This is a genomic window from Gemmatimonadaceae bacterium, assembly GCA_035606695.1.
GTDB lineage: Bacteria > Gemmatimonadota > Gemmatimonadetes > Gemmatimonadales > Gemmatimonadaceae > JAQBQB01.
In genome coordinates, this window is sequence record DATNEW010000001.1 from 1 (window position 1) to 21,356 (window position 21,356).

A 21,356-nucleotide genomic window follows, 5' to 3' on the forward strand; every position below is an offset into this window, starting at 1 on the left:
ATCGCCATGGTCTTGGCGACTTCCTCTTCGGTGATGTCCATGCCCTGCGCGATCTCGGCGTGCGTGGCGTCGCGGCCCAGTTCCTGGAGCAGCGCGCTCGCGCGCTTGCCGATGCGGTGTAGCGTTCCGGCACGGTTGAGCGGGACGCGCACGATGCGCGACTGTTCGGCGAGCGCCTGCAGGATCGCCTGACGGATCCACCAGACGGCGTAGGAGATGAACTTGATCCCCTTGGTTTCGTCAAATTTGTGAGCGGCGCGAATCAGGCCGAGGTTGCCCTCGTTGATCAGATCCGAGAGCGACACGCCCTGATTCTGATACTTCTTCGCGACCGAGACTACGAAGCGCAGATTCGAGCGCACGAGCTTGTCGAGCGCTTCCTGATCGCCCTTCCGGATTTCCTGGGCAAGGCGCACTTCTTCGTCGCGCGAGATCAGCGGATACGCGCTGATGTCACGAAGATACTGGTCGAGCGAGCCTTCTTCGTACGACGACTTCTTGTTGCCGGTTGCGGCCATACGCACAGCGGAAGGGGAGGTGGGCGCGTGCTGGGTGGGGGCGTGCGGCGTGCGGTCGTTCTACGTACTGCCGAGAGGAATTGCTGATCAGCTATTCGAGCCTACTTGATTCGCTCACCCAGCCGCTGCCAGCGAATGTGCGTGAGCCAGGCAAAGCTGTGATCGGACGTGTCCGGTGCGTAGCTGTAATAAATAACGAATGGCTTGCCTTTGACCAGCGAGTCCGCCACGAAGCCCCAGTATCGGCTGTCCAGCGAATTGTCTCGATTGTCGCCAAGGACGAAGTAATTCCCCATTGGGACGACCAACGGTCCCCAGTTGTTTCGCGACGGATGATAGCCCCCGGCCGCGGCCGCCGCCGTCCGCACCACGTAATCCCGCTGCCAGCGAAAATCTTCGGGCGCCGGATCAATATCCGGATCGGTGTGCTCGACGTAATGCTCCGTAATCACGCGGCCGTTGCGAATGAGCGTTCCTTCGCGCATCTCGACGGTATCGCCCGGCACGCCGATCAACCGCTTCACGAAGTTCTTCGTCGGATCTTCAGGGTATTCGAATACGATCACGTCGCCGCGCTGCGGCACGCGCAAGCGGGGCAGCCGCTTGTGCGTGAACGGGACCTCCGCGCCGTAGACGAGCTTGTTCACGAGCAGGAAATCACCGACCTGGAGCGTATTCTCCATGCTCCCGCTCGGAATCTTGAACGCTTCGACGAAGAACGTGCGAATGACGAGGAAGAGCACGACCGATACGACAAAGATCTTCGTCCACTCGGACAAAAAGTCGAAGCCGCTTCGACCGCGGTTCAGCTCGCGCAACGCCTCGACGCGCTGCTCCGGCGTGATCGCGCGCGGCGGCGCGCCCGCGCCGTCGTCCGCCTGCACGCCCCGCACAGGCTGCTCACCCGTCGATGTGAAGTCCGGCTCGTTGATGCCCATTGCTCTCTCGCACTGCCCCGCTGGCAGGACGACTGCCCCACCGACGAAATAACGCCCTAACGCCCTCGAGGGCTAGTTGCCCCGAAGGTCAATCTGACAAAGATCGTTCCAGTTCAGGACCGGCCATCGCGCTAATCCGGCGTCCCCAGGTAATTGTCGATCTGCGCCCGCTGCAGCGACCCCGAGAAATCGAGATAGCCCACCTTCGTCTCCGAGTAGAACTCGTAGACCTCCCAGCCGCCCTCGCGGTGCCCGTTCCCTGTCTGTTTTACGCCGCCGAACGGCAGATGTGCCTCGGCGCCAATCGTCGGCGCGTTGATGTACGTGATGCCCGTGTCCAGCTCGTTCATCGCGCGCATCGCCACGTTCACATTACTGGTATAGACGGACGACGACAGGCCGTACTTCACGTCGTTATTGATCGCGAACGCTTCGTCCGCCGTGCGGAACCGAACCACCGACAACACGGGACCGAAAATCTCTTCCTGCTCGAGCCGCATGCCGGCGCGCACGCGCGCAAAGATCGTTGGCTCGAAGAAGTAGCCGCTGTCCACGTCTTTTCCCGTCGGCCGCTTCCCACCACACAACAGATCCGCGCCCTCCTCCTGCCCGATGTCGACGTAGCGCTCGACCTTCTCGCGTGCATGCTCGCTGATGAGCGGACCGACGTCCGTTCCCTTCTTGCGTCCATCGCCCAGCTTGAGCGTACGCGCACGATCGACGAGCCGGCTCAACAACGCGTCGTGAACGCCGTCCTGCACGATCAACCGGCTCGTCGCCGTGCAGCGCTGCCCGGTCGTGCCGAACGCGCCCCACAGCACCCCGTCCAGCGCAAGATCCAGATCCGCGTCGTCGAACACGATCATCGCGTTCTTGCCGCCCATCTCCAACGACAGCCGCTTGTGCATTCGCCCGCACGTTTCGCCCACGACGCGGCCCGTGTCCGTCGATCCTGTAAATGAGATGACGGGAATCGACGGATGGTTCACAATTGCCGCGCCGACCGATTCGCCGACGCCGTGCACCAGCTGAATCACCTCGGGCGGCAGCCCCGCCTCGAGCATGATTTCCACCAGCGTGTGCCCCGTGTGCGGCACGTCTTCCGCCGGCTTGAAGATGCACGCGTTGCCGCACAACAACGCGGGAAACATCTTCCACGTGGGAATCGCCATCGGAAAGTTGAACGGCGTGATGATGCCGCACACGCCGATCGGCCGGCGAAAGCTCATCGCCCACTTGTTCCGCATCTCACTCGGCACCGTGTGTCCGAACAGACGCCGGCCTTCCGTCGCCGCGTAGTACGCCGTGTCGATCCCTTCCTGCACGTCGCCACGCGTTTCGGTAAGCGGCTTCCCCATCTCGCGGGTCATGAGATCCGCGATCTCGTCCTTCCGCTTGACCATCAGGTCGCCGATGCGCCGCAACACGTCGCCGCGCGCCGGCGCGGGCGTCGCGCGCCACACCTCGAACCCGCGCCGTGCCGACTCGACCGCCCGCTCGACGTCGGCGGCGCCGGACAGCGGAAAGCGCCCGATCGTATCCGAGAGATCCGCGGGATTCTTATTCTCGAAATACTCCCCGCCGATCGGCGGTACCCAATCGCCAGCGACAAAATTCTTGAACGTTTTCATATTCTTCTTGTCATCCTGACCTGCGTTGTCATCCTGGCCTGCGTTGTCATCCTGGCCTGCGTTGTCATCCTGAGCGTAGCGAAGGATCTCATCCGGTTGGATGAAGCGGTGCGGGTGGAACGGGCGCCTGGCACGACCAGTTACCAGGATGCCGGGCATCCGGCTTGGCGTACCCAATGCGCGGCAGCACTTCGATCGAGCCGAGCACGAGGCCCCAGAGAATCAATAACAGGGAGAGGATGTGCGCGTGGCTCGCCCGATGCCGCCACGTCCAGACCGCGCTCCAAACGCCGCTCGTGACCACGACGACCACGGCGGCAAGATAGCCCGCGAGCCCGGCACCGCAGCGCGACGGATACGGCCACACCACCATCGCGACGCCGAGGAGCACGCTGATCGTCAGCCGCGCATAGACCGCCCACGATTTCGTCGTCCGCTCGACCGGAGCGTTCGATGAGGCCTTCGCCGGCTTGGCCGCCTTCGCCGGTGCGGCGCCGGCTTTCGCCGGGAGTTGCGGCTGCGCCGGCCCAAGCAGGTCCTCGTCCTTCAACGAGCCGAGCTGCTTGTCGATCTTGGCGAGTTCCTTGTCCCAGTCTCTGTCAGGCATTTGGACGCCGCGCTCTGTTCACGCCACCGTCTCCCGCGTCAACGCGTACCGTTCGATCTTCTTGTACAAGTTCGACCGCGGCATGTCGAGCGCGCGCGCGGTTTCCGATACGTTCCAGTCGAATTCGCGCAGCTTGGCGAGCAGGAACGCGCGCTCCGCGGCATGCTTGAACTCCTCGAACGTCTTGCACTCGAGCAGCGATCCCAGCCCCGCCTGCTCGGGGTCGCGCTTCCCGACCAGCCGCGCGACGTCGTCGCCCGTGATCCGCGGCCCCGACGACAGAATGAGCAAACGCTCAATAGTATTTCGTAATTCGCGGACGTTGCCGGGCCATTCGAGCTGGCTCAATCGCTCCACGGCGTCCGGTGCCACGGCGCGCGGCGCCACGCCCTCACGGCTCGTCAACACGTTGATGAAGTGCGCGACGAGCAGCGGAATGTCTTCGCGCCGCTCGCGGAGCGGCGGGACGTGAATCGGCACGACGTTCACACGATAGAACAGATCCTCGCGAAACCGGCCGTCGGCGATTTCCGTCTCGAGATTCTTGTTCGTCGCGGCCAACACCCGCACGTCCACCTCGATCGTCTTCGATCCGCCGATCCGCGTCACGACGCCATCCTGCAACACGCGCAGCACCTTGGCCTGGGCCGCGAGACTCATGTCGCCGATTTCGTCGAGGAACAGCGTGCCGCCGTGCGCCTGCTCGAACTTCCCCGCACGGTCGGCCACGGCCCCGGTGAACGAGCCCTTCATGTGGCCGAACAGCTCGCTCTCGATCAGCTCACTCGGAATCGCCGCGCAGTTCACTTCGATGAACGGACCGTCGGTACGCGTCGACTGCGCGTGAATGGCGCGCGCCACCAACTCCTTGCCCGTCCCGTTCTCGCCCGTGATCAGCACGCGTGCCGGCGTTCGCGCCACCCGCTCGATCTTGTCGATCACCGCGCGAATGCCGTACGACTTGCCGACGATCTCGTACCGCGACTGAATCGTTTCGCGCAGCCGCGCATTCTCCGCGTACAGATCGAGGTGCTGTAGCGCGTTGCGCAGCGTGACGAGAATGCGATCGGTGTCGAGCGGCTTCTCGAGAATGTCGTACGCGCCAAGCTGTGTGGCTTCGACGGCGGTCTGAATGGTCGCGTGCCCGCTGATCATCACCACGATCGCGGTCGGATCGTGCTCCTTGATCCGCTTGAGCGCCTCGACCCCGTCGATCCCCGGCAGCTTCACGTCGAGAAAGACGAGGTCGGGACGCTGCTTTTGATATTCGGTAATGCCGTCGACCGCGTTACCGACGGCGCGGACGTCATACCCCTCGAACTCGAGCAGCTGCCCGAGCGCCGCGCGAATCCCCTGCTCGTCGTCGATGATCAGAATGCGCCGCGGGCTCATAACGTATCACTCCTCCCTGCGGCGCGGCGCACGTTCGGTCGGAGTAGTGTCATCCACATTAGCGCACGTTCTTGTACAGGGTGATCCTGCCGTTCGCCACCCGAATGTCGCCTATGTATGGGGGGAGCGGCAACGGCAACGCGTCATCGTCCACCCCGGCCGGGCGCGCGCCGTGCCCGAACCGCCCGATCAGCGTCGAGATCATGCCGCGCGGAATGCTGACGCCTCGCACCTTCACGTCCTGCATCTGAAACTCGCCCAGCCCTGGATGCACCACGCGAAGTGTACCCGTGAACTGCACTCGCTCCCGATCGCCGAGTATCCCGAGCGCGCCGAGTGCGCCGGCGCCGCCCAGGTCGGACAGTTTGACGTTCGCGCGCATCGAGAGTTGATCGCCGCTCACGAGCGCCTGAATGCTATCCGTGGACGCCGGCAGCTGCCTCGCCAGCTCGCGAAATATGAATGAGGCAACGTCGCCCCCCGACAACGTCTGAAACACCGGTCCGCTGGGCTGGCTGAGCTTCGTCAACGCCGAACGCGTGCGATCCGCGCCGGCATCGGTGAGCGCTTCCCACGTCGGCGCGTGCGCCGCAACCGCCGGGTGCGAGCGGAAACGCTCAGGCAACCAGCGGTCGCGCGTGAACCACCCGACCGCGGCCGCGATGACGAGCACCACGAGACATCCAAGGCGAGCAATGCAACCCATGCTCACGAGCTCCGGAGCGCAGCCGACATCACGGTCGTATATGTCGAGCCGCGCGGCGAAAGTTCACTGTGCATCAGATCGACCGATCGAATGATGAAGTCCGTGCGATAGTCCGTCTGCCGAGCGGCCCGCGCCAACACCCGCAAGCGATCCTCCGACAGCGGATGCTTGATTCGCGCCAACGTCAGGTGCGGACGAAACGCTCGGCCCTCGACCTCGAAGCCGAGCTTTTCGCACGCGACTTCGACATCGTGGTGCAAGAGCTCGAGCCGCGGATCCTGCCCTACTCCCAGCCATACGACGCGAGCCTTCCGAAAGTTCGGGAACGCACCCACGCCGCTCAGGCTCATGAGCAGCTCCCGATGACGGCCCGCCACCGCGGCCAACGCCGCTTCGATATCCGGCACGCGCTCATCCTCGACCTCGCCGAGAAATTTGAGCGTCAGGTGCAGACCGGTCTCGCCGACCCATGAAAGATCGGGAGCACTTGCGCGCAGCGTCGTCGCCGCCGCGACGATCTCACGACGCACCTCGTGCGGCAGGTTGATCGCGAGAAATAACCGCACGCTCAGGCGTCGAGGACGGGCAATCCGGCGAGCCGATTCATGGCGCCGGAGCGAAAACCCTTCGGATCGATCTCGACGCGTTCATACCCCGCTGCCACGACCGCCGCCGTCAACTGGTCGCGGCGAGGCGCCACGGTCCACCAGCCCAACTCGGCGGCGGCGAGCTCGACGCGTGCGGTCGCGCCGAAATGGCGGACGCGGAGGTCGCCCGAAATTCCAAGGGCGCGCAGCGCCGCCTCCGCGCGCTCGACACGCGCCAGGCGCCCGACCGTGACGGGCGTCCCATAGGGAATCCGCGACGACAGGCATGGCGACGACGGCTGCTCCCAGGTCGGGAGTCCGCGCGCCCGCGAGGCCTCTCTGATCTCGACTTTAGAGAATCCTAATTCTGCCAGCGGCGACGCGATCCCGTTCTCGCGCGCCGCCTGCGCGCCGGGACGCCAGTCGTGCACGTCGTCCGCATTCGTCCCGTCCGCAACGACCTCGAAGCCACGCTCACGCGCCGCCGGCACGAGCCGCGTCCATAGCTCCGTTTTGCAGAAGTAGCATCGGTTCGTCGGATTCGCGGCGTAGCGCGGATCGTTGAGCTCGTCCGTATCGATCTCGAGCACGATCAGCCCAATGCGCTCGCCGATGTCGCGCGCGTTCTTCCACTGACTTTCAGGGTACGAGGCGCTGCGACCGATGATGGCCACCACGTTCTCGCGGCCGACCGCTTCGACGGCGACCGCGGCGAGATAGGCCGAGTCGACGCCGCCGCTGTAGCCGATGGCCAGGCGCTGCCGCGCCTGAAGCCACGAGATCAACCGCTGTTCCTTCGCCATGCAACGAATTTATCATGGTGTCCGACCGCGGCGCGCGAAGGATGCGGGTGCCGGACCGGCGGCGTGTCTCTGCCGCAGGTTGTCTCAACAATGGGCCTCGACCCTCGAGCAACATGATGCTTCAACAGGCAGCAGCAGGCATTCGTCGCGACACGGCGCTCGCGCTTCGCACGCTGCGACGCTCGCCGGGCTTCACCGTTGCCGCGGTCGCAATCCTCGCCCTCGGCATCGGCATGTCGACCGCCATGTTCACGATCTATCGGGCCGTGCTGGTCGAGCGGCTGCCGGTCACCGATCAGGCGCGTTTGCTCATCATGCATCCGCTGGATCGCGGCGGGGCGCATCTCGACGTGCCGATGCCCTACCTCAAGGAGATGAAGCGCGACACGTCCGTCATCCGTGACGAGGCGGGCGTTTATCACCTCGGGTCGATCCCTGTTCCGCTCCTCGATGGCGACCACACCTTCACACTCTCCGATGCGATCGTCACGTCGAACTTCTTCGATGTGCTGGGCACGCGGCCCATTCTCGGCCGAACGTTCCGCGAGACCGACCGGCCGGTCGGCGCGCCCACTGCCGTCGTCCTCAGCTACGCCGCGTGGCGGCAAGTGTTCAATCAAGATCCACTCGTCGTCGGCCGGACGTTCTTCACGCCGTATGCGCATGAGCGCGTGACCGTCGTCGGGGTCGCGCCACCGGGATTCGAGTATCCGACCGGCGTCGGCATGTGGGCGGCCGCGCACGACGATTTCCTGGCGCAGATGGATATCGTGGCGCGGCTGGCGAGCGGAGCCACGATCGCCGCTGCCCGCGCAAATCTTTCCGCGCACATCGCGCGCTTGAACCCGTTCGTGCTCGAGGAGCCGCGAACGCCGCTGGCGATCTCGGGTGTAGAGGCTCATGCATTGTCGCAAGAAGTGTTGGGGTCGTCGCGCGCAACGATCGTCGTGCTCACGCTCGCCGTGGTGCTTCTCCTCGTCATCGCCTGCGTGAACGCCGGAAGCCTGGTCCTCGTACGAATGACGGGCAGAACGCGTGAGATCGCCGTGCGCCGCGCGATTGGCGCGAGCTTCGGCGCTATCCTGCAGCAGTTTCTTATCGAGAACGCACTCATTGGCCTCGCCGGCGGCGCCGCGGGCCTCGTCGCGGCGCAACTGCTGCTTCGCGTCCTGCTCGCCCTCGCTCCGTCGGAGCTGCCGCGCACCGACATGATTCGAATCGGCGGCGCACCGATCGCCGAGGCCGTGCTGCTCACCGTTGCCGCGGTCATGTTGTTCGGTCTCGTGCCGAGCGTGATGGCCGCGGGCAGCGCCCCGTACGGAGCGCTGCGCGAAGACGGCCGGTCCGGATCGGAAAGCGTCACACGCCGCCGCGCGCGACGCTGGCTCGTGTCGTCGCAGATCGCGCTCGCCCTGATCATGCTCGCCGGCGCCGCCCTTCTCGCGCGCAGCCTCGATCACCTCCAACACATCGACCTTGGCTACCAAACCGAGCACGTTTCGATGGTCTCGGTGACTGGGCCGAAATCCTTCTTTGTTCCCGAGCGGATGAACGACGTAGTCGAAGCGTTGACGCGGCGCATCCGAGGGGTCCCCGGCGTCGTGGCCGCGACGCCCATCGAGAGCGAGCCGTTCAAGGGGACGACGTTCTACATCATGAAAATCGCGCGCGCGGACCAGCCGCCGTCCGAGCGCGCGACCAGTCCGTTCATCCCGTTCGACTTCGCGGGCGAGGATTACTTTCGCACCTTCGAGATTCCGATTCTGCGCGGGCGCGGGTTCCTTCCGACCGAGATCGCTGATGCACGTCCGGTCGTCGTGCTCAGCGAATCGCTCGCGCGGCGGTTCTGGCCGAACGAAGACCCGATCGGCAAACAACTCGTGAACGTCTACGACTCGACGAGCACGCCACGCACGGTCATCGGCGTCGCCCGCGACACGCATTTCCGTACGCTGCGCGAAACAGCGCCCGTCATCTACGTGCCGTACACTCTGGTCCACGGGTTCAGTGGATATTTCGCGGTGCGGACGCGAGGCACATTGGAGGCGAGTCTGCCCGCCATTCGCCGCGCGCTGAGTGAAGAAAATCGCGGCGTCATCGTGTGGAAGACGACGACGATGGATGCGCTGCTCGCCGGCCCGCTGGCGCGGCCCCGCTTGGCCGCGCTGATCCTCATGAGCTTCAGTCTCGCCGCGCTCGTGCTTGCCGCGATTGGACTGTACGGCGTCACGGCCGCGCTCGTCCGCCATCAAACTCGCGACATCGGCGTCCGGATGGCGCTCGGCGCGACGCCACGTGATGTGCGCCGGCTGGTGCTGAGCGACGCGATGCGCGTGGTCGGCCGCGGTGCCGCCGTCGGACTCGTCGGCGCGTTGCTCAGCACCCGATTGCTCGCGTCGCTGCTGTTCGGTGTCACGCCGCTCGACCCGTTGTCGTTTGGGGCGGCGTGCGCGATTCTGATCGCGATCAGCGCGTGGGCCGCGCTGGTGCCGGCACACCGCGCGACGCGCATCGACCCGGCGGAAGCACTGCGCGCGGAGTGATCGAACTGTTCAGGGCGTAATTCCTTTCAACCACTGGTCCAGCCACCGCCGCTCGTTGATCATGCGATGCACGTTGTTCCACGACCCGCTGATCGAGTGCGGCATGTTGGCGTAGCGAATCATCTTCGCCGGTACGCCATTCTTCTTCAGCGCCACGTACATCTGCTCGGCCTCGGAGAACGGCACGCGCTGATCGATCTCGCCGTTGATGAACAACGTCGGCGCCTTCACGCGATCGGCATAGATGAGCGGCGACTGCTTCAACATGATCTCGCGCGCGCGCGGATCCCACGGCGAGCCGTAGAACTCCCGCTCCTTCGTGTTCGGGATGTCCGCGTTGCCGTAGTCGCTCAGCCAATCGACTATGCCGGCGCCCGGGATCGCCGCCGCGAAGCGATCGGGGTACTGCGTGATCAGCCAGTTCGTCATGAAGCCGCCGTACGAGTGGCCGATCGTGGCGACTTTCGTTCGGTCGATGGGGTACTTGCCGAGCACGTAGTCGATACCCGCCATCACGTCCTGTCCATCTTTCGTGCCCCACGCACCCCACGTTGCCCACAGGAACTTCTCGCCGTATCCCGTGGAGCTCCGAAAGTTGACCTCGAGAACGAAGTAGCCGTTCGCCGCCAGATACTGATTCTTGAAGTTGAATCCGTACTCGATGGCCGAGTGCGGTCCGCCGTGGTTGCTCACGACGAGCGGGTACGGTCCGCCATCGGCGCGATACCCGGACGGCAGGGTGAGCCAGCCTTCCACGGGCGTGCCGTCGCCACTGTTGAACTGGAGCCGGACGGACGGACTCAATTTCACTTCATTAATTGACGTATTGATATTAGAGATTTGTCGTTCATGCGCCCCGTCGATGTCGGCGACGAAGACCTCCGACAGGCGGTCGTCGAGGCCGACGGTGTACACGAGCTTCGTGAAGCCCTGGTCGAAGCCGATGTCGCCCAGCCGCCGCTCGCCCCTCGTGACCTGCTCGACGTGGCCGGTCGCGGGAGAAACACGAAACAGGTGCGTCGTCCCACCGACGCCGCCGGTGAAGTACACGTATCGTCCATCCGGACTCCAGCGCGCGTTGTTCGGGATGTAGTCCCAGTCCGCCGTCAGATTCACCTGCTCTCCGCCGTTCGCCGGAATCACGATCAAGTCCACCGGCCCACCGTGGTCGAGGTGGCGAGCGATCACCATGTCGGTCGCATACTCGCGCGTCGCGAGAATCCACTTTCCATCCGGCGAATACTCCGCGCCCGTGTACGCGTAGTCGCGGTTCGGCGTCAGCCGCTCGAGCGTCCCGTCGAGCTTTGCGATCCAGATCTCATTGCGACCGTACGATCGTTCATTCCGATAGAGCGAATCCGCCGTGAACAGAACGCGCGACCCATCTCGGCTCCATTGCACGTCGAGCGGACGCAGGCCGAGCGACGTCAATGGGCGCGTCAGCGATGAATCGCCGTTCGCCGGCGACAGGATGATCTCCTGCGGCGGAAAGAGCTGTGGATCGCGCCGGTTGGGGAGCGGAAACTGCTGCCCGTCGCGATGAAAATCCATCCAGTCGAATTCCACGCCCTTGAAACGTTCCTCATGACGCTTCTCGAAATCCGACGCATAGGGATGCGCGATCGGCGCGGGCGCAAAATCGCGCACCGTCGCGACCCATTTTCCATCCGGCGACGCGAGCGCCACTGAAGCGGCGCCACGCCCCCGCCCTCCGCGCCCACCTCGTCCGCCCTCGACCGCCGAGCCCGTTTGCGTCACGTTCGTGTCGGGACGATCGACATGCGCTGGATCGATCGTGACGGTGTGCCCGCTCGTCGTGAATTGAAGTCGGTTGTCGGGGGTCCAGCGTGGCGCGCTCGCGCTTGCGGAACCGCTGACGTCGCGCGGCTGCGTCGATGCATCCGACGGGGCAAGCCACACCGCGACCGTTTGCCCGTTCGTCTGCTCGATGCGCGTCGTGACGGTGTACGAGACCCATCGCCCGTCGGGCGACAACGACGGCGAGCCGACCGTGGGGACGCGATAGTAGTCTTCGATCGCCAGTGGCCGCCCCGATTGACCATGCAACGCGCTGGAGCAAAGCACGGCGATAGTGGCGGCGGCGAGACACGGAATCGTTCGCATGAGACGTCGTCCTGTGCGCTGAAGGAATTCTTTCCTTTGCTCAGGATGACAAAAGACCCGGCCCTCCGCTAGAGCACCGCTCGTCGCACGTCAGAAATGCGGATGCAACACCCAGAACCGTGCATTCCAAGCCGCATTGCTCATCGCATAGCCGTAACTCAATGGCAGGTAATAGATGAAACCGATCAGCGCCAGGACGACGACGCCGCCATACAAGGTGCGCAGACGCATCCCACCGAGCCGCCACGGTGCCCCATCATCGTCAATGGATCGCGTCGCGACGCCAAACACATACGCGCCAAACGAGATCATGAGCGTCAGCGCGAAGAGATAGTGATACAGATACATCAAGCGCTTGATCGCCATGAACGGCACGTAGTTCAACAGGATGCCGCCGGCCAGAAACCAGAACGCAAACTCGCGCCCGCGCCACCGATCGCGCTGAAAGCGATAGGACAACACGCCGCCGAAGAACGCAATCAATCCAGCCCACCACACCACCGGATTGCCAAGCAGGATGATCATCTGCTTGTCGCCCGGGAGACGCGGGTCGCCCCACAACGAGATCGGGTGCTTCATGATCGGCCACGTATACCACTTCGACGCGCCGGGATTGGTGAGACTCTCCAGCGCCTCGTTGCCGTAGCTCATCGCGTGATGCATCTCCGCCAACTTCTTCCAATAGCTCAGATGCGCGTTCGGCGAATAATTCCGTGAGCCCCGCAGCGTCGCGCGAAAATCCATCGGCATGTAGACGTCGCCCGGACCGGTGTTCGTGAGCATTGCGAAATGAATCGCGAACGCGCCGCAATAGATCACGGCCGGTACGAGAACGAGCACGATTCCTTCGGCAAACGTGCGCCGCGTCGGCCGTACGGCGCGAAGAACTCCAATGCCCCACGCCGCGAGAATCATCCCGAGCGCTGACGCGCCCGTCCACTTGATGCTGAGCGACAGACCAGCGCAACACGCACTCGCGGCCAGCCAAGCCCACCGCGCGCGCCCAACTCGTGTGCGCGCGGCCAGGTACGCGGTGAGCGCCATCATCCCGAACGCGATGAGCATCACGTCGACGAGAATCAACCGCGCGATCACCAGCAGCGCGTTTTCGAGCAGCAGCATCGTTGCGCCGAGTGTCGCGACCCGTCGATTGGCGCCGAGTTGTCGCAGCAGCAGATAGGTGAGCGGCACGAGCAACGTGCCGAATGTCGCGGGCAACACCCGCAACACCGGCTCGGCCACGGGCGTCGTCAGCTGCGCGGAGGGAATGTGGAGCAGCGCGGCCAGGACGACGTAGAGCAACCGCCCCACCGGCGGATGCACGTCGAAGAAATACGAGTGCGCGAGATAATAGCCCGTAAATCGCTCGTAGTGCACTTCATCGAACACCACTGCGTTCGGCGTGAACAACCGCCAAAAGTGGAAGGCAGCCGACACCGCGGTAAGAATCCAGACTTCCGGGCGCGCACGAACGCGGGAGAGGAGCCTCGCCATGCGGGGCAAGATAATGGCCGTTAAGTTGGCACTGCGAATCCATGACGAAATCCAATAAGCGCGGCGCGCGGCGGGCGCGAACCACTCCGAGCACTTCGAGCGTCGCACGCGAACGACGGTGGCCGCTTCTCGTCACCGCGGTCGTCATCACACTGCTTGGGCTAGTGCCCATGGCGAATCTCGTCATGCCGGGCACGGCGCTCCCGTGGTGGAGCGAAGCGGTGCGCCGATGGCTCCTGTGGGGCGGCGCGACCGTCGCGATCATCATCGCGCTCGGTGCCGTCGCGCACGACGCGATCGAGCGCCTGCTCGAGCGCGCGACTCGGGCGCTGCTGACGCCGTCGCCGACGGTGTTCTCGATCGCCGTCGCCGCGGCGACGATCGCCCTCGCCCTTTACTTCGGCTGGCGATTGTTCGGCTTTCATCCGTCGACAGGAGACGAATTCTCGCAGCTGTTCCAGGCACGTCTGCTCGCGGGCGGCCATCTGTCCGCACGATCCGAGTCGCCGAGCGAGTTTTTTTCGACGCTCGAGATGCTCGATGCGCACGGGCAATGGTTTTCTCAATTCCCGATCGGCGGTCCGGCGCTGCTGACGATCGGCGTGTGGCTGCACGCTCCGTTTGTCGTGAATCCGATACTCGCCGGCATCGCCGCGGTGGCCGTCTATCGTTTTGTCGCGGCAACGACGGACGAACTGCTCGCGCGCGTCAGCGCGGCGTTGTTCTGTCTTTCCCCATTCGTGCTGTTCATGGCGGGCAGCGAGATGAATCACGTCGGCACGCTGACGTTCCTGTGGACTGCCGTCGCCGCGATACCATGTTGGTTGAAGCCTGACCAGGGCGCCCGCGCCGCCGGCGTCCGGGCCGCCGGCGTCATCGGCGCCGCGCTTGGCCTCGCCGCAACGATTCGGCCATACGACGCCGCGCTCGTTGGCGTCGTCGTCGTGATCTTCCAGCTTCGGGCCGCGTCGCGCGACGCGTCGCTGGCCAAATCGCTCATCGTCGAAGTCATTGCTGGCGCGATTCCCGTGGCCCTGTTGCTCGCCACGAACTGGGCGACCATCGGCGATCCGTTCACGTTCGGTTACGATGCGCTGAACGGTCCGGGCCACCGCCCCGGCTTCCACATCACGCCGATGGGATACGAGCACACGCCGACGCGCGGCATCTATCTCATCTCCGCCTACCTGATGAAGCTCGACTTGGGCCTCTTCGGCTGGCCGGTGCCGGCGCTGTTACTGGTCGCCGCTGCGTTGGTATTGCAGCGTCGAGCGACGTCATGGGATATCCTGATGAACGGAATCCTTCTGCTGGTACTCGCGGGATACGCGGCGTACTGGTTCGAGGGCTACTTCGTCGGTCCGCGATTTCTGTATACGATCATCCCGATCGCGATCGTCTATACCGCGCGATTCCCCATCCTCGCGCGCGAGCGGTTGCGTGTTCCGGCGTTGCGCGCAGCCGTCGCATTGCTGCTGCCGATCTGCATTCTCGCCGCCTGGGCGATGCCCGCGAGCATCGAGAAGTTCTTTGGCGTTCAGGCACAGGCTGATACGTACCATCGCGCGAGCGTAGGCGCTGCGATCGCTCGCGCGGTCGAGGCGAGCGGCGCCCGAAACGCCCTGGTCTTCATACCGGATGGATGGCACGCGCGGCTCGCGGCGCGGATTCGCGGATTGGGTCTTCGGCCGCTGGAGGCCGAGCGAGCCGCGACGTCCCTCGACGCGTGCACCCTCCAGCAAGCGCTCGACGAGGGCAACGTCAGCGCGCCGAACGACCCCGTCCGCCGTCGAGATATGCTCGCCGCCGCCATCGCTCGTGATCCCGCCGCGCGTTCCGTCGCCGGCCTTTCGACGCTCGATGCACTGGCGTTCGTTCCGGGCCGCCCGCTCCGGCCGGAATGCGAAGCCGAGCTCGCCGCGGGCTTCTCGAACGGCGCGAGCCTGGCGGAGTTACTACCATATGAGCGCATAGCCGGTAGCGGCGAGCTCGGAGGTCCTGCGGTTTACGCGCGGGACTTCGGTCCGCGCGACGAACGGCTGCGGCCGCGGTTTGGCGACCGGGAGTGGCTCGTTGCCCGCGTGACGGGCTCCGGCGACCATGTCAGCGTGAGTCTCCAGCCTTACCGCTGACCGGCCGGAAGAGCCGCCCCTTCATCTGAATGCAAATGAAGGTGGCCCAAGCAGTAGCGCAGGCTCGACCAGCCTTGCCTCCGCGCGACTCGAAACGCCACCAAATCACAAATCGCGCTCAAGCCGAGGCTGCGAGCGCCGATAATCACCTGCAACAGATGGTTGCAGTAGCACTGAGAGCGGCCAGGACGCATCCAGCGTCGAGCGTCAGCACTCACCACCTTTTTGATGGAGTTCACATGTCGCCGTGCACGAAGTTCGCCGCCGGCGCGGCGCTGATGCTCGTCGCTTTGAGCGGCGTCTCGCAGGCTCAGGCCACGCAAACCGTCACGTTCGCGGTCCAGGAGATCAACCAGATCTCCGCGTCTGGTAGCCCGTCGCTGACGATCAGCACCGCCACGGCCGGTTCGCAGCCGACCCAGGCGACCGCCACCGGTCATTACGCGATCACGACGAACGACTCGACGCGCAAGATCACGATCGCGCTGGATGACACGATGCCGACGGACGTCACCCTCAAGGCGACTCTGGCTGCCCCGGCTGCGAGCGGTGCTTCCGCCGGTGCGTTGACGCTGACCAAGGTTGCGCAGGACGCGGTCACCGGCATCACGCAGGTCGCCGAAAGTAACCTGCTGATCAGCTATACACTGGATGCGCTTGTGACCGCTGGCGTGGTCAACAGCAGCACGCGCACGGTGACTCTGACGATCGTCGCGGGCCCGTGACTCGGTAAGGAACGGCAGAGGGTGTCCAAGCCCTCTGCCGCCGTACCGGCTCTCGAACGCAGCTCCTCATGCGCACCGCCGCCCTCCTCGTGTTCGTTGCACTCCTGCCAAGCGGCGGGCGACTGAGGGCGCAATCCAACAGTATTTCAATGACTGCCCCTGGGCCGCTGACGATCGTGTCGGCACCCGCGGGAAGTAACCCGACCAGTGTCACCGATCAGTCGGCGCGATACTCGGTCACCGTAGTCAGCGGGCGGATGCGCATCACCGCTCGGCTCGACAATCCGCCTCCAGCCGGCGTGACGATGACGATCTCTCTGACGGCGCCGGCCGGCGCGGTCAGTCTGGGAACCGTCACGCTCACCAGCTCGGACCAGAACGTTGTTCGCTACATCCCAGTCGGCCAGTACCCCGGTCTGACTGTGACGCTCTCACTCGCGGCGACGGTAACAGCCGGCGCCGTGGGCTACCACGCCTCGAACGTCATCCTCACGCTGTCCGACGATCCCTGAGTCATGCGTCGCTTCTATCATCTTGCGGCCGTTGTAGTTACGGCCATTTCGTTCGCGCGGCCCGCGGCAGCGCAGGTGGCCGTTCTGGGTTCTGGGGTCTTCGAGCACGATGCGTCGCCCGGTCAGACCTATCAAGGCCGCGTGCTGGTCCGAAACGACACGAAGGAGCCGCAGGAGGCCAAGGTTTATCAGACCGATTACAGCTTCGCCGCGGACGGGCGGACGATGTACGACGCCCCAGGCACCTCTCGCCGATCGAACGCGAAATGGGTCTCGGTCTCGTCGAACTACCTGGTGATTCCGCCGGAAACTACGGTCCCGGTCACGTTCTCAGTCGCCGTCCCGGCTGACTCATCGCTTCGCGGCACGTACTGGAGCCTGGTGATGATCGAGGCGATCGTCCCTGGTTCGCCGGAGTCGCGAAAAGCCAACGCGCGCGTCCAGGTCGGCTTGAACGTGACCACCCGCTACGCGACTCAAATCGCGACCAACGTCGGGACCGGCACATCGCATCTGGCGTTCGACAGTTTGATGGTTACTGACGCACAGAACGGTGCTCGCGGACTGCGGTACGACTTCATCAATACTGGCGAGCAAGCCCATCGTTTCACGATGTCGCTCGAGCTCTACAACGAAGCCGGCGAGCTCGTCAAAACGGCAAAGCAAACTCGCGGCCTGCTGTATCCGGGCACAGCGGCGCGACAGCAGTTCGAGCTCGGTTCGGTTCCTCACGGCGCCTACACAGCGGTCCTCGTTGCCGATGGCGGCGGCGACCAAGTGTTCGGCGGTCAGTTTAAGGTGACCTACTGAGCCGGGCGGTTGACCGGAACAGATCCCACGTATGCCTCCGCCTCTGCGGTTTCGGACCCTTCTGGGGCTCTTCTGGGGCATGGCTTTGGCCAGCCGAGGGCTGCTTGCGCAAAATGCGGAGCGGCCTTCGCTGGCTGTTGGCGTTGATACGACCAAGCTCGCGATCGAGCCTGGGGCGGCGTTCACGATGCGGGTCACAGTCCGCGACCAGGCGTCCGCCGACCACGACGCTCTCCTAACAACAAAAATTCCAACGGGTTGGCAGCTCTTGTCGGCGCCGACCAAACTTCACGTCAAGGCCGGCGGGCGCGCCGTCCAACTCGTTCAGATCGTCGTGCCGCACGATGCGGCCGCGGGCGATTACGAGGTCTTGCATTCCGTGCGCGCCCCGGGCCTCGATACTGACCTCGTTGCTCGTTCGACCGTTTCCGTTCGTGTCCGGCGCAATCTCACCGTGACGCTGATCGACCAGCCGTATTTCGCCGCGAGCGGGACGACGTCGCACGCGACGTTCCTCGTCTCGAACCACGGTAACATTGTCACGCGCGTGCACTTGCGAATCAGCGCGGAGCGGGAGATTTCGGCACATGTGGACCAGATCGGTGAGCTCAAGCCCGGCGAGAGCAAGGTCAGCGATGTCGTCTTTGATGCCGGCGAGCTGTTCGGCGAGCAGGAGGCGAGCCGGCACATCAAGCTGATTGCCGAGCCGGATGGCGGCCTGAGCAGCGACAATGACACGTCGCCGCAAGCGGTCGCGGCCGTTCGCGTAGTGGCGCGGGGAAACGATGCCGGGCAGCCTTGGCATACCTTGCCGCTGTCGCTCGACCTGTCGACGATTCAAACTCAGCGGTATCAGTCGGCGACGAATACGAGCTCGCTCAACTACAAGCTCAGCGGCTTTGGCCCGATCGCCGAGGGAAGTAAGACGACGGTCGATTTCCTGGCGCGGGGTCCTCAATCGTCTTCGTCGCCGTTCGGTGAGCGTGCTGAATATCGCATCGGACTAACGGGTGAGAACTTCTTGGTACGGGCGGGCGACCAACTCTTCCGCCTGACGCCGCTCACAGAAGCGGGAGCGTTCTCGAGCGGACTGAACGGTTCGGTTTCGCACGGCAGCCTGATCGTTGGCGCCATGGCAAATCGGCAGCGCTGGTTTCACGATGGCTCGACGGAGCAGGCCGGTTTCATTGGATTCAATCCAAGTCAACTGTTGTCGATCAGTGGCAACGTTCTTCGTGGAAGCGAGTTCGATGGTACGCTTGGATCGCTGTACTTTCGGAGCGTTGTCGCGAAGCGGAACGTGTTCGAGATGGAGCGTGCGCAGGGATTATTTGGGATCGGAAGTAAGACGTCAGCGACGTTGGCGCGAGCAGCTGGTGATCATGGATGGGTCGCCTTTGATTTGCGACACTTCTGGGCGGACAGCGCATATCGAGGTGGGACGGGTGATCGCGGGCAGGATTTCGCATCGCTGGCGGTGCGACCGACGCAATGGTTCCGAGTCGCGGCTCAGATCGCGGGAAATACTTTAGATTCACCTTATAATTTAAGTATTTTCAACGATTTACGAAGTCGATCTCATGTTGAACATGATGCTTCCATCACCCTCGATATCGCCGGCCTCATCACTGCCGGCGTTCGCCGTTTCTACGCCCCAACCACCCCCACACTCGGCGATCCAAACACCAACGGCACCGAGAATTCAGGTTGGGTGAGAATTGCTAAGTCATTTGGCAGATTGATGTTGGCTGGATCTGTCGAACAAGGCACATTAACCAAGAACGCCGAGCTCATCCCCCGCCCCTTCAGCGTCACCCGCGTCCAAACCGCCCTGCGACTCTCCTCCTCCATGACCGTCAGCGGCTTCGTCGAACGCTCAACGGGCCAACGCATCTTCGCCCCAAACGCGCAAACCGCCGTCTCCGCCGGCGCCACCGCCTCCCTCCAGATCCACTCCCTCACACTCGGCGCCTCCGCAAACGCCGCCCCGAGCTCACGTTTCCACGTCCTCCCGGACTCCAACTGGATGATCCCGGGCGCCACCGCTTCGATCGATGGGAACGCAGCACTGACGCTGTCTGGTGGCCGCCGCTTACAACTCGAGGTCCGAGTCGCCAGCAGCGGTCCGGGACGCCCCGTCGCATCCGTCGCCCGCCTGTCGTACAACGTGCCATTACGGCTGCCGATCGGACGCTCCCGCAGCACCGGTCGAGTCGTCGGGCGAGTGTACGACGGGGAGTCACACGCAGGAGTCGCCAACGCACTCGTCCGTGTCGGCGATCGAATGGGGCTCACCGATGACCAAGGCTTCGTAACCTTCGGATCAATGGCCCCCAATAAATATCCGGTCTTCGTCGACCTCGGCGAATACCAAGTCGGGGGATCCGGATTGGCGAACGACGCCCAGGAAATCTCTCCCACCCCAGGCCGCACCACCACCATCGACCTTCGCGTCACCCGAATGGGACGCGTCGTCGGCCGCATCGATCTGTACGAAAGGATCGAATCCGCCGCGCTCCACTCCGACAGTTCTGGCTACCGCCTCGCTCGCGGACTCGGTGGGATCGTGCTGAGATTCATGAACGGAGCCGAAGAGCGACACGCCATCACCGGTCCGGATGGTACGTTCGAGCTCCACGACGCTCGACCCGGCATGTGGCAGCTGATCGTCCCGACGTCTCAGCTTCCCTCGCAGACCTTCGTCGACGGCGATTCAGTCCGCGTCATCGATGTGAGCCCGGGCGAACAAAAGGCGCTCGAGCTGAAAATCCTTCCGCGTCAGCGGAAGATTCTGCCCCTCGACGCACCGCCAGCAGCGGAGCCGGCCGGCTCGCCAAAACCGAAGATGCCGTCGCTCGCGGCGCCGATAACCTCGCGGCCGGCCATGAGTCCACTGACTGCCGACGCGATCGCGTCCACGCCGTCCGTCGCGAGGCTCCCAGCCATACGACCCGTCGCGCCGCCGGTCATCCCGCGCGCACCTGTGGCGAAACACGCAACGCACTCGCTGCACCGTGGCCACTCGGTGCCGACGCGGCGAATCGCTCGCCGGCCGACGCCTCGAGCCCCAACCGACTCGCCGGTTCGGAGTCCGGTTTTCGCTCCCGCCCGGTCCGGCGATCACGCGCCGGCAGACTCGAACGCGCCGGTGGCGTGGCCGTTCGCTCGGAGCACATCGACGTTCAAATGCACGACTCGCTGGGAGAACGACGGACTTACATGCCGTCCGTGATCGTGAAGACGATGTGACGCGTTCCCTCGACGACGACGCCCGATGTGATCGCCGCGTCCAAGCGATAACGAATCGGGAGATCCGCCGCGGCCGTTCTCGATACGTTCGCGACGACGTCGACCGGTGTCGTCCGCAACACCTGAAGTCCGGCGCTCGCCGCGCCGGTCGGGGCGCCGAGTGAGACGGAGAGCGTCAGTCCAGCGGGGAGATCCTGGTCGAGGTTCGCCGTGATTTTCGCGCCGGTCGAATTGGTCGTCACGCTCCACGTACTGCCGTCGACCGTAACGCTCGACAACGGTCCGCCGGGAATCGCGTCGCGCACGGTCAGCACGGGACTTCCCTGCACCGAGATCTGGTTGATCGGCTCAACCCGGAACGATATCGTCTGCGTCGCGCGCTGCCCCGCCAGATAACAGGGCGACGCGATGAGAAGGGCCGCGCACACCGCGGCGGCGCGGCAGGTGATTGGGATCACGCGCATACGTGGAACATATCTTACCACACCCTCGACTTGAGTGCCTGCAACAAAGTGTTGCAGGCACCGGGCTTCGGCCAACCGTGGCGAAATCGAGCCACTAGACGGTGATCGTACCGACGCGATC

17 protein-coding genes are annotated in these 21,356 nt (G+C 64.4%); 6 read left to right on the forward strand and 11 right to left on the reverse strand.

Annotated elements, in window-relative coordinates:
• The 8 genes from VN706_00005 to larE all read right to left on the reverse strand — a co-directional run.
• Nucleotides 1-518 (reverse strand): RNA polymerase sigma factor RpoD/SigA (locus VN706_00005; protein ID HXT13977.1); only part of this gene is annotated, 518 nt, incomplete at its 3' end.
• A 101-nt stretch (nucleotides 519-619) separates the two neighbouring features.
• Nucleotides 620-1,456 carry a signal peptidase I gene (gene lepB / locus VN706_00010; GenBank protein HXT13978.1) on the reverse strand — a complete coding sequence of 279 codons (837 nt, stop codon included), beginning with the start codon at nucleotides 1,454-1,456 and terminating at the stop codon, nucleotides 620-622.
• 131 nt (nucleotides 1,457-1,587) lie between these two features.
• On the reverse strand, nucleotides 1,588-3,087 hold the full coding sequence (locus tag VN706_00015) for an aldehyde dehydrogenase family protein (GenBank protein ID HXT13979.1): 1,500 nt from the start codon (nucleotides 3,085-3,087) through the stop codon (nucleotides 1,588-1,590).
• Between the two features lie 88 nt (nucleotides 3,088-3,175).
• Nucleotides 3,176-3,694 (reverse strand): hypothetical protein, encoded by a 519-nt coding sequence (locus VN706_00020; protein HXT13980.1) that lies wholly within the window; start codon nucleotides 3,692-3,694, stop codon nucleotides 3,176-3,178.
• Nucleotides 3,695-3,712: 18 nt separating this feature from the next.
• Nucleotides 3,713-5,086, reverse strand: coding sequence for a sigma-54 dependent transcriptional regulator (locus VN706_00025; GenBank protein ID HXT13981.1), 1,374 nt, complete (start codon nucleotides 5,084-5,086; stop codon nucleotides 3,713-3,715).
• A 58-nt stretch (nucleotides 5,087-5,144) separates the two neighbouring features.
• Nucleotides 5,145-5,792 (reverse strand): hypothetical protein, encoded by a 648-nt coding sequence (locus tag VN706_00030; GenBank protein ID HXT13982.1) that lies wholly within the window; start codon nucleotides 5,790-5,792, stop codon nucleotides 5,145-5,147.
• Nucleotides 5,793-5,794: 2 nt separating this feature from the next.
• Nucleotides 5,795-6,358: an RNA 2',3'-cyclic phosphodiesterase gene (thpR, locus tag VN706_00035; protein HXT13983.1), complete on the reverse strand. Its 564-nt coding sequence runs from the start codon at nucleotides 6,356-6,358 to the stop codon at nucleotides 5,795-5,797.
• A gap of 2 nt (nucleotides 6,359-6,360) precedes the next feature.
• Nucleotides 6,361-7,182: an ATP-dependent sacrificial sulfur transferase LarE gene (larE, locus tag VN706_00040; GenBank protein HXT13984.1), complete on the reverse strand. Its 822-nt coding sequence runs from the start codon at nucleotides 7,180-7,182 to the stop codon at nucleotides 6,361-6,363.
• Between the two features lie 113 nt (nucleotides 7,183-7,295).
• On the opposite strand from larE, the gene VN706_00045 reads away from it, so the two are divergent.
• Nucleotides 7,296-9,725, forward strand: coding sequence for an ABC transporter permease (locus VN706_00045; protein ID HXT13985.1), 2,430 nt, complete (start codon nucleotides 7,296-7,298; stop codon nucleotides 9,723-9,725).
• A gap of 9 nt (nucleotides 9,726-9,734) precedes the next feature.
• Here the strand turns inward: VN706_00045 and VN706_00050 are convergent, their stop codons facing one another.
• Both VN706_00050 and VN706_00055 read right to left on the reverse strand, forming a co-directional pair.
• Nucleotides 9,735-11,849 carry a S9 family peptidase gene (locus VN706_00050; GenBank protein ID HXT13986.1) on the reverse strand — a complete coding sequence of 705 codons (2,115 nt, stop codon included), beginning with the start codon at nucleotides 11,847-11,849 and terminating at the stop codon, nucleotides 9,735-9,737.
• Between the two features lie 90 nt (nucleotides 11,850-11,939).
• On the reverse strand, nucleotides 11,940-13,343 hold the full coding sequence (locus tag VN706_00055) for a phospholipid carrier-dependent glycosyltransferase (GenBank protein HXT13987.1): 1,404 nt from the start codon (nucleotides 13,341-13,343) through the stop codon (nucleotides 11,940-11,942).
• A gap of 41 nt (nucleotides 13,344-13,384) precedes the next feature.
• Between VN706_00055 and VN706_00060 the strand changes: the two genes are divergently transcribed.
• From VN706_00060 to VN706_00080, 5 genes are all read left to right on the forward strand, one after another.
• A complete protein-coding gene (locus tag VN706_00060) occupies nucleotides 13,385-15,475 on the forward strand; it encodes a hypothetical protein (protein ID HXT13988.1) in 2,091 nt (696 codons plus the stop codon).
• Nucleotides 15,476-15,714: 239 nt separating this feature from the next.
• Entirely contained in the window at nucleotides 15,715-16,200 is a 486-nt protein-coding gene (locus VN706_00065; GenBank protein HXT13989.1) for a hypothetical protein, read from the forward strand.
• Nucleotides 16,201-16,349: 149 nt separating this feature from the next.
• Complete coding sequence (locus VN706_00070) at nucleotides 16,350-16,712, forward strand: hypothetical protein (protein ID HXT13990.1); 363 nt, start codon at nucleotides 16,350-16,352, stop codon at nucleotides 16,710-16,712.
• Between the two features lie 3 nt (nucleotides 16,713-16,715).
• Complete coding sequence (locus VN706_00075; GenBank protein ID HXT13991.1) at nucleotides 16,716-17,522, forward strand: hypothetical protein; 807 nt, start codon at nucleotides 16,716-16,718, stop codon at nucleotides 17,520-17,522.
• Between the two features lie 79 nt (nucleotides 17,523-17,601).
• Nucleotides 17,602-20,754: an NEW3 domain-containing protein gene (locus VN706_00080; GenBank protein ID HXT13992.1), complete on the forward strand. Its 3,153-nt coding sequence runs from the start codon at nucleotides 17,602-17,604 to the stop codon at nucleotides 20,752-20,754.
• On the opposite strand, the gene VN706_00085 is transcribed toward VN706_00080, so the two are convergent.
• On the reverse strand, nucleotides 20,738-21,235 hold the full coding sequence (locus VN706_00085) for a hypothetical protein (GenBank protein ID HXT13993.1): 498 nt from the start codon (nucleotides 21,233-21,235) through the stop codon (nucleotides 20,738-20,740). The two genes, VN706_00080 and VN706_00085, sit on opposite strands and share 17 nt — an antisense overlap.
• Between the last annotated feature and the right edge of the window lie 121 nt (nucleotides 21,236-21,356).

Coding starts and splice junctions, on each gene's coding strand:
- VN706_00055 (HXT13987.1), bottom strand. CDS start 13,343: ATGGCGAGGCTCCTCTCCCGCGTTCGTGCGCGCCCGGAAGTCTGGATT.
- VN706_00015 (HXT13979.1), bottom strand. CDS start 3,087: ATGAAAACGTTCAAGAATTTTGTCGCTGGCGATTGGGTACCGCCGATC.
- VN706_00070 (HXT13990.1), top strand. CDS start 16,350: ATGACTGCCCCTGGGCCGCTGACGATCGTGTCGGCACCCGCGGGAAGT.
- lepB (HXT13978.1), bottom strand. CDS start 1,456: ATGGGCATCAACGAGCCGGACTTCACATCGACGGGTGAGCAGCCTGTG.
- VN706_00030 (HXT13982.1), bottom strand. CDS start 5,792: ATGGGTTGCATTGCTCGCCTTGGATGTCTCGTGGTGCTCGTCATCGCG.
- VN706_00025 (HXT13981.1), bottom strand. CDS start 5,086: ATGAGCCCGCGGCGCATTCTGATCATCGACGACGAGCAGGGGATTCGC.
- VN706_00020 (HXT13980.1), bottom strand. CDS start 3,694: ATGCCTGACAGAGACTGGGACAAGGAACTCGCCAAGATCGACAAGCAG.
- VN706_00085 (HXT13993.1), bottom strand. CDS start 21,235: ATGCGCGTGATCCCAATCACCTGCCGCGCCGCCGCGGTGTGCGCGGCC.
- VN706_00075 (HXT13991.1), top strand. CDS start 16,716: ATGCGTCGCTTCTATCATCTTGCGGCCGTTGTAGTTACGGCCATTTCG.
- VN706_00080 (HXT13992.1), top strand. CDS start 17,602: ATGGCTTTGGCCAGCCGAGGGCTGCTTGCGCAAAATGCGGAGCGGCCT.
- VN706_00050 (HXT13986.1), bottom strand. CDS start 11,849: ATGCGAACGATTCCGTGTCTCGCCGCCGCCACTATCGCCGTGCTTTGC.
- VN706_00060 (HXT13988.1), top strand. CDS start 13,385: ATGACGAAATCCAATAAGCGCGGCGCGCGGCGGGCGCGAACCACTCCG.
- VN706_00065 (HXT13989.1), top strand. CDS start 15,715: ATGTCGCCGTGCACGAAGTTCGCCGCCGGCGCGGCGCTGATGCTCGTC.
- VN706_00045 (HXT13985.1), top strand. CDS start 7,296: ATGATGCTTCAACAGGCAGCAGCAGGCATTCGTCGCGACACGGCGCTC.
- larE (HXT13984.1), bottom strand. CDS start 7,182: ATGGCGAAGGAACAGCGGTTGATCTCGTGGCTTCAGGCGCGGCAGCGC.